The organism is Pantoea sp. USHLN298, from assembly GCF_037149395.1.
Taxonomy (GTDB): domain Bacteria; phylum Pseudomonadota; class Gammaproteobacteria; order Enterobacterales; family Enterobacteriaceae; genus Pantoea; species Pantoea astica.
Genome location: NZ_JBBCRO010000006.1, coordinates 22,150 through 35,308, shown reverse-complemented (window position 1 = coordinate 35,308; position 13,159 = coordinate 22,150). Strand labels below are relative to the sequence as shown.

Genomic DNA, 13,159 nt, shown 5'->3' with positions numbered 1-13,159 from the left:
GCGATTTCACAGAGAAGCCGGTGATTTACTGACCTTTTAAGCCAGCAAATTCTTCAGCCGCGCGCGTGACGTTCACTCGGGTCACCGCGTAGTGCGCCACCGCAACAAAGGGATCTTCTGCCAGTATCGCCTCCAGCCGTTCAGGTTCCATCTCTTTCACCAGCAGCATTCCACCGGTACGCGGATCTTTTCGTCCTGCCGCAATCATTACGCCTGCCTCAAAATAGCGATCCAGCCACGTAATGTGTGCGGCCAGCAGCGCTTCTACCTCTTCCATCGGACGAAAATAATCGAGAGAAACAACGTACATAACAGATCCTCAGACTTTGGGATTAGTGAGTTCGCTTAGCAGCGGCAGCAGAACGCTGACGCTGTCGCGGGTACGGGCGGTAATCCGGCCAGGCATCCAGCGATCCAGATAGTTCAGGTTATCGCGATCGGTCTGATGGCGAATGGTGCCGTCGGGAAAATGACGGCTGCGATGACGCTGCTGAGCGCCATCTTTGTTACCCAGCGTCCAGTTGCTGGCCGTGACATCCAGCAGTGGAAAGCCCGCTTTATCAAAGGCGTTCAGGCCGGGAAAATCCTGGCGGGTTAACTGATGGCTGGCGGCAGAAATGCCATGCTGGCGCGCCAGCAGCAAGGCGCGCTCGCTGGTCTGTTTACGCACCGCGCGCGGGGTATTCATCCCGCTGTTGAAATAGAGATGATCGCCGGCGATCAGGCTGTTGAGATCGATCACCAGCAGGGTATTTTTCTTCTCTCTGGCGCTCATGCGCTCGACATAATCGTCCATGCCGTGCATCTCCGCCTCACCGGCGCTGAGCGCCACGAAGCGCACGCCGTAATGCAGCGGTTGCTGACTCAGCTGTTGTGCCAGCTCCAGCATCACGCCAAGGCCCGAGGCGTTATCATCGACGCCCTGCAGGCGTAAACCACCGAGGTTCTGGTTAGTCTGACTGTTGCTGTGCGGCGTCCAGGTATCCAGATGCGCGACGATCAGAATCTCCTGCGGTTCACTGCCGGCGCGGGCAGCAATCACGGAGGTCGCCGTCAGCTTATGCCAGCGTAATTTTCCGTCATTTTCCTGCCAGTTATAGCCGGTGTTGAACTGCCGGGTATTGGTCTTAAAACCCAGCGCGGAAAATTGCTGCTGCAGATAGTCGGCCGCCATCAGTTCGGCCGGACTGCCGCTCATCCGGCCAGGAAAATAGGTGGCGATGTGACGAACCTGCTGCTCGGCAAAATGGCCAGGCTGGCTGGCAAGTGCCAGCGGGGAAAGTAGCGCGCCAATTAACGTCGCGGCTGCCCTCAATCGGAGGGAAAAAAACATAGTGCGTCCTTTTTCATTTTTCAGATACCGGTCCGGCATGACGCACCGGCCGGTCATGCCGGGCGACATTATAGCCTTTTTGCTCCGGCGTACGATGAACAGAATCAGGCACGGTACGCGCAGCGCTCGCTGGCTGCTCTGGCGGTAATCTGTATTTGCTGCCGGATGTGCCGATTTTTCCCCGCGAGTCCGGAGAATAATCTGTGAGCACGGTCACGGATAACCCCTTAATTCTCCGTCGTTAAGATCAAATTGTTCTGTGCTTTGCGGGGTCGTTATTCCATTCAGTAACTACTCATTCCAATTCGTAATTTCATCTGGATAAACTCAGAGACGTATAGTCGCGTTAATACAAAGTTAAAACATCAGGGTTAACGTGGACTATTTGCCCCTTTTTGCCGATCTCTCTGGCCGCCCGGTTCTGGTTGTCGGCGGTGGAGATATCGCAGCGCGAAAAATTGAACTGCTGCGCCGTGCGCGTGCGCGTGTGCAGATTGCCGCGCGTGAACTCTGCCCTGAACTGCAGGCGCTGATGGAGACGCAGCAGCTGGAGTGGCTGGCGACCGCGTTTGATCCTGCCCAGCTGGACGGCGTTTTTCTGGTGATTGCCGCAACCGATGACAACGCCCTCAATGCTGCCGTATTCGAGGCGGCCAACGCGCGCCAGAAGCTGGTGAACGTGGTGGACGATCAGCCGAAATGCAGCTTTATCTTCCCGTCGATTGTTGACCGTTCACCGCTGGTGGTGGCGATCTCCTCCAGCGGCACCGCGCCGGTGCTGGCGCGGATGCTGCGTGAAAAGCTGGAGGCGCTGCTGCCCGCTAACCTGGGCCAGATGGCTGAGGTGGCCGGACAGTGGCGTGACAAGGTTAAACAGCGTTTTCAGCGGATGTCTGACCGTCGCCGTTTCTGGGAGCGGGCGTTCAACGGCCTGTTCGCCAGTCAGATGTCGGCTGGCAATGTGGATGAGGCGAAACGCACGCTGGATCGTGAACTGCTTGATGAACCGACCCGTCAGGGTGAAATCATTCTGGTGGGCGCGGGCCCGGGCGACAGCGGTCTGCTGACGCTGCGCGGTCTGCAGGTGATGCAGCTGGCCGATGTGGTGCTGTATGACCATCTGGTCAGTGACGAAGTGCTGGAGCTGGTGCGTCGCGACGCCGATCGTATCTGTGTCGGCAAACGGGCCGGCGCGCATTCGGTGCCGCAGGAAGAGACTAATCAGATGCTGGTGAAGCTGGCATTGCAGGGCAAGCGGGTCGTGCGCCTCAAGGGCGGCGATCCCTTTATCTTTGGCCGCGGCGGCGAAGAGCTGCAGGCAGCACAGCAGGCGGGTATTCCGTTTCAGGTGGTGCCGGGCGTTACTGCCGCTGCCGGTGCGACGGCTTACGCCGGTATTCCGCTGACCCACCGCGATTATGCTCAGAGCGTGATGTTTATTACCGGTCACTGTCGTCCGGATGGTGACGACATTGACTGGCCATCGCTGGCGCGGGCACGTCAGACGCTGGCGATCTATATGGGGACGGTTAAGGCTGCGCTGATTAGCGAGGCGCTGATTCAGCATGGCCGCGCAGCGTCAACGCCGGTGGCGGTGATCAGTCGCGGTACGCGTCAGGATCAACAGGTGCTGACCGGCACCTTAGAACAACTCGAGGCGCTGGCCGCCTCTGCACCCACTCCGGCACTGCTGGTGATCGGAGAAGTGGTCAATTTGCACGGGCAACTCGCCTGGTTTCAACATTCGGCACAGCAGGGGGCTCGCGAGTCCGCCGTTGTCAATCTGGCTTGAGGGAAAATCATGGACCAAAAACGACTCACTCATCTGCGTCAGCTGGAGGCGGAGAGTATCCACATCATTCGCGAAGTGGCGGCAGAGTTCAGCAACCCGGTGATGATGTACTCCATCGGTAAAGACTCCTCCGTGATGCTGCATCTGGCGCGTAAGGCCTTCTTCCCAGGCACGCTGCCGTTCCCGCTGCTGCATGTGGATACCGGCTGGAAATTTCGTGAAATGTACGAGTTTCGCGATCGCACCGTAAAAGCGATGGGCGCCGAGCTGCTGGTTCACCGCAACCCGGAAGGCGTGGCGATGGGCATTAACCCGTTCGTCCACGGCAGTGCCAAACACACCGACATCATGAAAACCGAAGGGCTGAAGCAGGCGCTGAATAAATATGGTTTCGATGCGGCTTTTGGTGGCGCACGCCGTGACGAAGAGAAGTCGCGCGCCAAAGAGCGTATCTACTCGTTCCGCGATCGTTTCCATCGCTGGGACCCGAAAAACCAGCGCCCGGAGCTGTGGCACAACTACAACGGTCAGATCAACAAGGGCGAAAGCATCCGCGTTTTCCCGCTGTCGAACTGGACCGAACTGGATATCTGGCAGTACATCTTCCTGGAAAACATCGAGATCGTGCCGCTCTACCTCGCAGCGCCGCGTCCGGTGCTGGAGCGTGATGGCATGCTGATGATGATCGATGACGATCGGATCAATCTGCAGCCCGGTGAAGTGATTAAACAGCGCATGGTGCGTTTCCGTACCCTCGGCTGCTGGCCGCTGACCGGCGCGGTGGAATCGGAGGCGCAAACGCTGCCGGAGATCATCGAAGAGATGCTGGTCTCTACCACCAGTGAGCGTCAGGGCCGCGTGATCGATCGCGATCAGTCCGGGTCGATGGAACTGAAAAAACGTCAGGGTTATTTCTAAGGAGACGCCAGATGAATACCGTAATTGCACAACAGATTGCCGACCAGGGCGGCGTTGAAGCCTGGCTGACCGCACAACAACACAAGAGCCTGCTGCGTTTTCTGACCTGCGGCAGCGTCGATGATGGCAAAAGCACCCTGATTGGTCGCCTGCTGCACGATACCCGGCAGATCTATGAAGATCAGCTCTCTTCGCTGCACAACGACAGCAAGCGTCACGGTACCCAGGGCGAGAAGCTCGATCTGGCGCTGCTGGTGGATGGTCTGCAGGCCGAGCGCGAGCAGGGCATCACCATTGATGTGGCCTATCGCTACTTCTCGACTGAAAAGCGTAAATTTATTATCGCTGATACGCCGGGACATGAGCAGTACACCCGTAATATGGCGACCGGTGCCTCAACCTGCGATCTGGCGATCCTGCTGATCGATGCCCGTAAAGGCGTGCTGGATCAGACCCGTCGGCACAGCTTTATCTCGACGCTGCTGGGGATCAAACACCTGGTGGTGGCGATCAATAAGATGGATCTGGTGGAGTACGATCAGGATCGTTACGAGCAGATCAAACAGGATTATCTCGATTTCGCTGCGCAGTTGCCGGACGACCTCGATATCCGTTTCGTGCCGATGTCGGCGCTGGAAGGGGATAACGTAGCATCAGCCAGCCAGACCATGTCGTGGTACAGCGGTCCGACGCTGCTCGACGTGCTGGAAACGGTTGAACTGAAACGCGTGGTCGATCATCAGCCGATGCGTTTCCCGGTACAGTATGTCAACCGTCCAAACCTCGATTTCCGCGGCTACGCCGGAACGCTGGCTTCAGGCAGCGTACAGGTCGGCCAGCGTGTGAAGGTGCTGCCATCCGGTGTCGAATCCAGCATCGCCCGCATTGTGACCTTTGATGGCGATCTGCAGGAAGCGGGTGCAGGCGAAGCGATTACCCTTGTGCTGCAGGATGAGATTGATATCAGCCGTGGCGATCTGCTGGTGGATGCCAGTGAAGATCTGGCAGCGGTTCAGTCTGCCAGCGTTGACGTGGTCTGGATGGCAGAACAGCCGCTGCAGGCCGGTCAGAGTTACGACCTGAAAATCGCCGGTAAGAAAACCCGTGGCCGGGTAGAGAAGTTGCTGCATCAGGTCGAGATCAACTCGCTGGAGACGCGTCAGGTCGATACGCTGCCGCTGAACGGTATTGGTCGCATTGAGATCACCTTTGACGAACCGATGGTGCTCGACAGCTATCAGCAGAACCCGGTGACCGGCGGCATGATCTTTATCGATCGCCTGAGCAACGTTACCGTGGGTGCCGGCATGATCCATCAGCCAAACCATGATGCCCCGGTTAATACCGGCGAGTTCAGCGCCTTTGAACTGGAACTGAATGCGCTGGTGCGCCGTCACTTCCCACACTGGAACGCGCGCGATCTGCTGGGCGGTCAATAATGGCCCGGCACGATGACAACGTGGTGTGGCATGACCATCCGGTGACCCGCACCGCCCGCGAACAGCAGCACGGCCATCAGGGCGTGGTGCTGTGGTTCACCGGGCTGTCAGGCTCGGGGAAATCGACCGTGGCGGGCGCGCTGGAGCAGGCGCTGCACCGCATTGGCGTCAGCACCTATCTGCTGGATGGCGACAATGTGCGTCATGGCCTGTGCCGCGATCTCGGTTTCAGCGATGACGACCGCAAAGAGAACATTCGTCGGGTCGGCGAAGTGGCGAAGCTGATGGTGGACGCCGGGCTGGTGGTGCTGACCGCCTTTATTTCGCCGCATCGCGCCGAACGTCAGATGGTCCGCGATCTGCTGGAATCGGGCCAGTTTATTGAGGTGTTTGTGGATACGCCGCTGGCGGTGTGCGAAGCGCGCGATCCTAAAGGACTCTATCGCAAAGCACGCGCCGGTGAGCTGCGTAATTTCACCGGGATCGATAGCGTATACGAAGCGCCGGAAAGCCCGGAAATCCAGCTGGATGGCGAACAATTGGTTACAAAACTTGCCGCCCAATTGTTAGACCTGCTGCGTGACCGCGATATCATCAGATCCTGAACAGACAGCGGCAAATCCACGTTGATTTGCCGCCTTCGCGTCAACAGGACCTCTATGCAGAACATTACTCCCATGCTGGCTCGTAAAGATGAAAGCACCCCGGATGAGCCGCGTTCGTCGCTGCCGGGCGGCATCATCGGCTTTTTTGCCTACTGGTGCGCGCTGGCCATTCCCTTCCTGTTGTACGGCTCTAACACCTTGTTTTTCTTTCTCTACACCTGGCCTTTCTTCCTGGCACTGCTGCCGGTCTCGGTGCTGATGGGCATTGCGCTCAACACGCTGCTGCGCGGCCAGTTGTTGTGGACCACGCTCGCCACAGTCATTCTGGTCATTTGCCTGTTCTGGTTAATGTTCTCTTTTCTCTCCGGCTGGTAACCCTCTCGTGCCAGCGCGCTGATGTGCAAACGCATCGGCAGGTTACAAAACTTTTCCCGTCTGGTGATCCCTCTGATTCATATTTTGCGCAGACGCGCAGCAAAGCGCGCCATTTTCGCCACTGGTGTGGAGTCCTGTGCAAAGTTATGGGATGATTGGGCCGTTTTTAGGGGGCGGGATGGGAAAACTGACGTTACTGCTATTGGTGCTGCTTGGCTGGCTGCAATATTCATTGTGGCTGGGAAAAAATGGCATCCATGACTATACGCGCGTCAACGATGACGTCGCGGTGCAACAGGCGAATAACGCCAAACTGAAATCGCGTAACGATCAGCTGTTTGCCGAAATTGACGATCTCAATGGCGGCTCTGAAGCGATCGAGGAACGCGCACGCAATGAATTGGGCATGATCAAACCCGGTGAAACCTTCTATCGCCTTGTGCCTGACCAGAACAAACGCAACGCGCAACAAGCAGCGCAAAACCAACAACGATAAAACATGAACAATCTGTCCACCCTTGCGGATGTGATTGCTGTGGTGCCCGCTGCCGGAATCGGCAGCCGCATGCAGGCAAGCTGTCCTAAGCAGTATCTGACGATTGGTCAGCACACCCTTCTGGAACACAGCATTGCACGCCTGTTTTCCCATCCCGCTATCAAACAGGTGATTGTCGCCCTGAGCCCCAATGACCCGCATTTTGCCGCGCTGCCGCTGGCACGCGATCCGCGCGTGCTGCAGGTGACCGGCGGTGAAACGCGTGCCGAGTCGGTGCTGGCCGGCTTGCAGGCTGCCAAAGGCGCCTCATGGGTATTAGTGCATGATGCGGCGCGTCCCTGTCTGCATCCGGACGACCTTCAGCATCTGCTGAGCGTGCGTCAACAGAGCCACGTTGGTGGCATACTCGCGGCGCCGGTGCGTGACACCATGAAGCGGGGCGAGCCGAGTAAAGCGGCTATCGCCCATACCGTTGAGCGTGAAGATCTGTGGCACGCTTTAACGCCGCAATTTTTCCCGCACGCGTTACTCACTGCCTGCCTGACGCGCGCGCTGTCTGAAGGTGCCACCATCACGGATGAGGCGTCGGCGCTGGAGTATTGCGGCTATCATCCGGTGCTGGTGAGCGGACGCAGCGATAACATCAAAGTTACCCGGCCAGAAGATCTGGCGCTGGCGGCTTTTTATCTCAGTCAGATTCAATTAAAGGAGAGCGCATAATGCGTATCGGTCACGGTTTTGACGTTCACGCCTTCGGTGGAGAGGGTCCGCTGGTGATTGGCGGCGTGCGAATCCCGTTTGAACAGGGATTTATCGCCCACTCTGATGGCGATGTCGCGCTGCATGCGCTGACTGACGCGCTGTTAGGTGCGGTGGCAATGGGCGACATTGGTAAGCTGTTCCCGGATACCGATCCTGCTTTTAAAGGGGCCGACAGCCGCGGTTTGCTGCGTGAAGCCTGGCGTCGTATTGAAGCTAAAGGCTACCGCATCGGCAACGTCGATGTGACCCTGATTGCCCAGGCACCCAAAATGCTGCCGCACGTACCGCAAATGCGCATCAATATTGCTGAAGATCTCGGCTGCCATATGGATGCGGTCAACGTGAAAGCGACCACCACCGAGAAGCTCGGCTTCACCGGTCGTGGCGAAGGGATCGCCTGTGAGGCGGTGGCCCTGCTGCTCAAAGCCGATAGCCAGTGATGCTGCACTATCTGCACGGCGTGCCTGCCGCCACCGGCGTGATCAAAGCTAACCCGGAAGATTTCGTGGTGGTGGAAGATCTCGGCTATGGCGCGGACGGGGAAGGCGAGCATCTGCTGGTGCGCATCCGCAAAGTGGGTGCCAATACCCGCTTTGTCGCAGAGGCGCTGGCGAAGTATCTCGGCATCCATCAGCGTGATATGAGCTACGCCGGCATGAAAGATCGTCATGCGGTGACCGAGCAGACGCTCTGTTTTCGTCTGCCGGGCAATGCGATGCCGGATCTGCGCGGCTTTGCGCTGGAAGGGGTAGAGATCCTTGAAGTGGCGCGCCACAAGCGTAAGTTGCGTATCGGCGCGCTGGCGGGCAATGCGTTCCGTCTGGTGATCCGTCAGATCAGCGATCGCGATGCAGTGGAAACCCGTCTGACGCAGATACGCGATGCTGGCGTGCCTAACTATTTTGGCGAGCAGCGTTTTGGCCGTAACGGCAACAACCTGATTATGGCGGAAAAGTGGGCGCGCAATGAGATTGTGATGCGCGATCGTAACAAGCGCAGCCTGCTGCTGTCAGCGGCGCGCAGCGCGCTGTTTAATCAGGTCACCAGCGCGCGTCTGCAACAGCAGGGCGGACTCAGCCAGGTGATGAGCGGCGATGCACTGCAGCTCACCGGACGGGGCAGCTGGTTTGTCGCTCAGCCTGAGGAGCTCCACGCACTGCAGGCCCGCGTTGATCAACACCAATTGCGCATCACGGCGCCGTTGCCGGGCTGTGGCGAGGCCGGTCCGCAGGCGGATGCGCTGGCGTTTGAACAGCAGGCGCTGGCTGAAGCGACGCTCTTGCTTAGCCTGATCACGCGTGAACGCGTCGATGCAGCCCGCCGCGCGATGCTGGTGGTGCCTCGCGATCTGTGCTGGAACTGGTGGGATGAGGTGACGCTGGAGATGAGCTTCTGGCTCCCCGCTGGCAGCTTTGCCACCAGCGTGGTCAGAGAGCTGCTGACCCAGACTGACGCGCTTGATAATATTGACGAGTAATCCCTGCTGCAACATTACCCTGAATGTGGGTATTGTTGCGGCAAACCCCCGCAGTAGTATGATTTACGCCTACCACTTCCTTGCATGCCTCGCTAGAATGCAAAAATCGCTGTCCGGTCTTCACCTGTTGCCATGCTGTTCAAACGGGTCCTGTCACGGCGACCAGTCGAATAGAAAAAGGTCAGAATAAATGCGGATATTGCTCAGCAACGATGACGGCATTCACGCGCCAGGTATTCAAACGCTGGCGAAAGCCCTGCGGCACTTTGCTGAAGTGCAGGTGGTTGCGCCCGATCGTAACCGAAGCGGCGCGTCGAACTCATTAACGCTGGAAACGCCGCTGCGCACCTTTACTCATGAGAATGGGGATATCGCGGTGCAGATGGGCACGCCGACAGACTGTGTTTATCTTGGCGTCAATGCGCTGATGCAGCCCCGTCCCGACATTGTGGTGTCGGGAATCAACGCTGGGCCCAATCTGGGGGATGATGTGATCTATTCCGGCACGGTGGCGGCGGCGATGGAAGGGCGTCACCTGGGGCTGCCTGCGGTAGCGGTATCGCTCAATGGTCATCAGCATTATGCGACAGCGGCGGCGGTGACCTGCGCTATTCTCAAGGCGCTGACGCAGCAACCGCTACGCACCGGCCGCATTCTTAACATCAACGTACCGGACCTGCCGCTGGCCGAGCTGAAAGGCATCCGCGTGACGCGCTGTGGCAGCCGGCATCCTGCCGATCAGGTTATCGCCCAGCAGGACCCGCGCGGCAACACCCTTTACTGGATTGGGCCGCCGGGGGAAAAGCTGGATGCCGGTCCGGATACCGACTTTGCCGCGGTGGATCAGGGCTATGTCTCGGTGACTGCGCTGCATGTCGATCTGACCGCGCACAGCGCCCAGGATGTGCTGCATGAGTGGCTGGCTAAAGCTGAGGTGAACCTGGCATGGTGAATCGGCGTATTGAGACATTGCTGTCACAACTGCGTCAGCAGGGAATTGATGACGAGAACCTGCTGAAAGCCATCAGCGATGTGCCGCGTGAACGCTTTATCGATGAGGCTTTTGAACATAAAGCCTGGGATAATGTGGCCCTGCCGATCGGCTCCGGCCAGACCATCTCCCAGCCTTATATGGTGGCGCGAATGACGGCGCTGCTGGCGCTGAATCCGCATTCACGGGTGCTGGAAATCGGCACCGGTTCCGGCTATCAGACCGCCATCCTCGCCCATCTGGTGGATCACGTCTATTCAGTTGAACGTATTAAAGGGCTGCAGTGGCAGGCCAAGCGCCGCCTGAAACAGCTCGATCTGCATAATGTCTCGACCCGACATGGCGATGGCTGGCAGGGCTGGCCGTCGCGCGGGCCGTTCGACGCCATCATCGTTACCGCAGCCCCGCCAGAAATTCCGATTGCGCTGATAGCGCAACTGGCAGAAGGCGGCATTATGGTGCTGCCGGTCGGCGAAGATCAGCAGGTGCTGAAACGTCTGCGCCGTCAGGGCGAAGAAATTATTGAAGAAACGATTGAGCCGGTACGGTTTGTGCCGCTGGTTCAGGGCGATCTTGCCTGACCGGCTTCGTATTTCTTCACAACTGTTTCATAGCACCACGTACTTGATATTGTTACTATCCAATTTAATCAACAAAAACGCAGATTTTATCGCGCCGCGCAGAGCATTCTGCTGGCAAGTACAGTGAAACAGGTACATCAGGGTTGCCATCACGGGGGATCAATGAGCACGGGAAGCACAATTTTTCAGTTACGCCGTCTGGCGGCGCTTTCACTGGTAGGTTTTTGGCTGGCAGGCTGTAGCTCCAGCGACAACACACAAGCACCCATTAGCCGCGTTGGTGATGGCGGCGGCATGAGCAGCAGCCAGAGTGGCGCAGCAAGCGCCTCTGGTGGTGTTCCCGCGATGCCTTCACAGGGCGGAATGTTAAGCGGAAGTGCAGCATCTGCCTCTGGCAATGGCGGAATGGTTAGTGCCAATAATAATGTGGAGACGCAAAATGGCCGAATCGTGTACAACCGCAGTTATCAGAATATTCCTAAAGGTAGCTACTCCGGCGAAACATATACCGTAAAACGTGGCGACACATTGTTTTACATCGCCTGGATCACCGGCAACGATTTCCGCGATTTAGCCCAGCGTAACAACGTTCCGGCGCCGTATAGCCTGAATGTCGGGCAAACTTTGCAGATTGGCAACGGTTCCGGTCAGCCGATTACTGGCGGTAATGCCATTACCGTTGCTGATGCAACGCAGGGCGGTGTTCCGACCACGCCACAAATTAAATCTGCCGCTGTTGCACAGCAACCTGTTATTACGTATTCTGATGATTCGGGTAGTTCGAGCGGCAGTAAACTGTTGCCTTCGAAAGGAGCAAATGTTGCAACGACAACAGCTCCAGTGGTTACCGCACCCCCAACGGTTAGCAGCACAACCAATAGCTCGACGCCGGTAGGAAGCTGGCGTTGGCCGACCGATGGGAAGATCATCGATAACTTCTCTGCTGCCGAAGGCGGCAATAAAGGTATCGATATCGCCGGCACGCGTGGACAGTCTGTCGTCGCTACCGCTTCAGGAAGGGTGGTGTACGCAGGTAACGCGCTCCGGGGTTACGGTAATCTGATCATCATCAAACACAATGATGATTACCTGAGTGCCTACGCCCATAACGATACAATGCTGGTCCGGGAACAACAGGAAGTTAAGGCGGGGCAGAAGATCGCAACCATGGGTAGCACCGGAACCAGTTCAGTAAGATTACACTTTGAAATTCGTTACAAGGGGAAATCCGTAAACCCGTTGCGTTATTTACCGCAGCGATAATCCGGCAGAACGCACTTTTTTGATGTTCTGCCCTGGAATCACGGGTAGGAGCCGCTTATGAGCCAGAATACGCTGAAAGTAAACGAGTTACATGAGAACGCGGAATTCGAGGAGAATGGAGCAGAGGTTTTTGATGAGAAGGCTCTCGTCGAAAACGAACCTGGTGATAACGACGTAGCGGAAGAAGAGTTGTTATCACAGGGTGCGACGCAACGTGTGTTAGATGCGACGCAGCTCTATCTCGGGGAGATTGGCTATTCTCCGTTGTTAACGGCAGAGGAAGAAGTGCTCTTCGCTCGCCGTGCATTGCGAGGTGACATCCCTTCCCGTCGCCGCATGATCGAAAGTAACTTACGCCTGGTGGTCAAGATCGCCCGTCGTTACAGCAATCGTGGTTTAGCACTGCTGGACCTGATTGAAGAAGGTAACCTCGGCCTGATCCGTGCCGTTGAGAAGTTTGACCCGGAGCGCGGGTTCCGTTTCTCAACTTACGCCACCTGGTGGATTCGTCAGACTATTGAACGGGCGATCATGAATCAAACCCGTACCATTCGTCTGCCGATTCATATTGTTAAAGAACTGAACGTTTATCTGCGTACTGCGCGTGAACTCTCCCACAAGCTTGACCATGAGCCAAGCGCGGAAGAGATCGCCGAGCAGCTGGATAAACCGGTTGATGACGTAAGCCGTATGTTGCGTCTCAACGAACGCATCACTTCAGTTGATACGCCATTAGGCGGAGATTCTGAAAAAGCGTTGCTGGATATTCTGGCCGATGAAAAAGACAACGGACCGGAAGACACCACGCAAGACGATGATATGAAACAGAGCATCGTTAAGTGGTTGTTTGAACTGAACGCTAAGCAGCGTGAAGTGCTGGCACGTCGTTTCGGCCTGTTAGGCTATGAAGCGGCAACGCTTGAAGATGTAGGCCGTGAAATTGGTTTAACCCGTGAGCGTGTCCGTCAGATTCAGGTTGAAGGTTTGCGCCGTCTGCGCGAAATCCTGCAGGCGCAGGGCCTCAACATTGAAGCTCTGTTTCGGGAATAACAGCTTCGTGAATAACTGATTTAAGTGCGAAAAGCGGTGGTGAAAACCACCGCTTTTTTTATGTCTGCTGTTCAGGG

15 protein-coding genes are annotated in these 13,159 nt (G+C 57.1%); 13 read left to right on the top strand and 2 right to left on the bottom strand.

Going from position 1 to position 13,159, the window contains the following annotated elements:
• Nucleotides 1-25: 25 nt before the first annotated feature.
• Both WFK59_RS15895 and WFK59_RS15890 read right to left on the bottom strand, forming a co-directional pair.
• Entirely contained in the window at nucleotides 26-310 is a 285-nt protein-coding gene (locus tag WFK59_RS15895) for a YciI family protein (protein ID WP_233987280.1), read from the bottom strand.
• Between the two features lie 9 nt (nucleotides 311-319).
• On the bottom strand, nucleotides 320-1,333 hold the full coding sequence (locus tag WFK59_RS15890; protein WP_233987281.1) for an aminopeptidase: 1,014 nt from the start codon (nucleotides 1,331-1,333) through the stop codon (nucleotides 320-322).
• 376 nt (nucleotides 1,334-1,709) lie between these two features.
• On the opposite strand from WFK59_RS15890, the gene cysG reads away from it, so the two are divergent.
• The 13 genes from cysG to rpoS all read left to right on the top strand — a co-directional run bounded on the left by cysG (nucleotide 1,710) and on the right by rpoS (nucleotide 13,082).
• Nucleotides 1,710-3,125, top strand: a complete 1,416-nt coding sequence (cysG, locus tag WFK59_RS15885; RefSeq protein ID WP_336756383.1) for a siroheme synthase CysG — start codon at nucleotides 1,710-1,712, stop codon at nucleotides 3,123-3,125.
• A gap of 9 nt (nucleotides 3,126-3,134) precedes the next feature.
• Nucleotides 3,135-4,043 (top strand): sulfate adenylyltransferase subunit CysD, encoded by a 909-nt coding sequence (gene cysD, locus WFK59_RS15880; protein ID WP_233987283.1) that lies wholly within the window; start codon nucleotides 3,135-3,137, stop codon nucleotides 4,041-4,043.
• 11 nt (nucleotides 4,044-4,054) lie between these two features.
• Complete coding sequence (gene cysN, locus WFK59_RS15875; protein ID WP_336756381.1) at nucleotides 4,055-5,482, top strand: sulfate adenylyltransferase subunit CysN; 1,428 nt, start codon at nucleotides 4,055-4,057, stop codon at nucleotides 5,480-5,482.
• Nucleotides 5,482-6,087 (top strand): adenylyl-sulfate kinase, encoded by a 606-nt coding sequence (cysC, locus tag WFK59_RS15870; protein ID WP_336756379.1) that lies wholly within the window; start codon nucleotides 5,482-5,484, stop codon nucleotides 6,085-6,087. The genes cysN and cysC overlap by 1 nt, the downstream gene beginning before the upstream one ends.
• A 54-nt stretch (nucleotides 6,088-6,141) precedes the next feature.
• Nucleotides 6,142-6,462 carry a DUF3561 family protein gene (locus WFK59_RS15865; protein WP_094120860.1) on the top strand — a complete coding sequence of 107 codons (321 nt, stop codon included), beginning with the start codon at nucleotides 6,142-6,144 and terminating at the stop codon, nucleotides 6,460-6,462.
• Between the two features lie 178 nt (nucleotides 6,463-6,640).
• Nucleotides 6,641-6,958: a cell division protein FtsB gene (gene ftsB, locus WFK59_RS15860; RefSeq protein ID WP_013358867.1), complete on the top strand. Its 318-nt coding sequence runs from the start codon at nucleotides 6,641-6,643 to the stop codon at nucleotides 6,956-6,958.
• Nucleotides 6,959-6,961: 3 nt separating this feature from the next.
• Nucleotides 6,962-7,678 (top strand): 2-C-methyl-D-erythritol 4-phosphate cytidylyltransferase, encoded by a 717-nt coding sequence (ispD, locus tag WFK59_RS15855; RefSeq protein ID WP_336756377.1) that lies wholly within the window; start codon nucleotides 6,962-6,964, stop codon nucleotides 7,676-7,678.
• Nucleotides 7,678-8,160, top strand: coding sequence for a 2-C-methyl-D-erythritol 2,4-cyclodiphosphate synthase (ispF, locus tag WFK59_RS15850; RefSeq protein ID WP_094120862.1), 483 nt, complete (start codon nucleotides 7,678-7,680; stop codon nucleotides 8,158-8,160). Before ispD ends, ispF begins: the two co-directional genes overlap by 1 nt.
• Nucleotides 8,157-9,197, top strand: coding sequence for a tRNA pseudouridine(13) synthase TruD (gene truD / locus WFK59_RS15845; protein ID WP_336756374.1), 1,041 nt, complete (start codon nucleotides 8,157-8,159; stop codon nucleotides 9,195-9,197). Before ispF ends, truD begins: the two co-directional genes overlap by 4 nt.
• Before the next feature lie 190 nt (nucleotides 9,198-9,387).
• The gene (gene surE, locus WFK59_RS15840) at nucleotides 9,388-10,149 is read left to right on the top strand and encodes a 5'/3'-nucleotidase SurE (protein WP_233987288.1); all 762 of its coding nucleotides are present in this window, start codon (nucleotides 9,388-9,390) and stop codon (nucleotides 10,147-10,149) included.
• Complete coding sequence (locus WFK59_RS15835; RefSeq protein ID WP_031374755.1) at nucleotides 10,143-10,769, top strand: protein-L-isoaspartate(D-aspartate) O-methyltransferase; 627 nt, start codon at nucleotides 10,143-10,145, stop codon at nucleotides 10,767-10,769. The genes surE and WFK59_RS15835 overlap by 7 nt, the downstream gene beginning before the upstream one ends.
• A 162-nt stretch (nucleotides 10,770-10,931) precedes the next feature.
• Entirely contained in the window at nucleotides 10,932-12,032 is a 1,101-nt protein-coding gene (gene nlpD, locus WFK59_RS15830; RefSeq protein ID WP_233987289.1) for a murein hydrolase activator NlpD, read from the top strand.
• A gap of 57 nt (nucleotides 12,033-12,089) precedes the next feature.
• Entirely contained in the window at nucleotides 12,090-13,082 is a 993-nt protein-coding gene (rpoS, locus tag WFK59_RS15825) for an RNA polymerase sigma factor RpoS (RefSeq protein ID WP_031374757.1), read from the top strand.
• The last annotated feature ends 77 nt before the right edge of the window (nucleotides 13,083-13,159 follow it).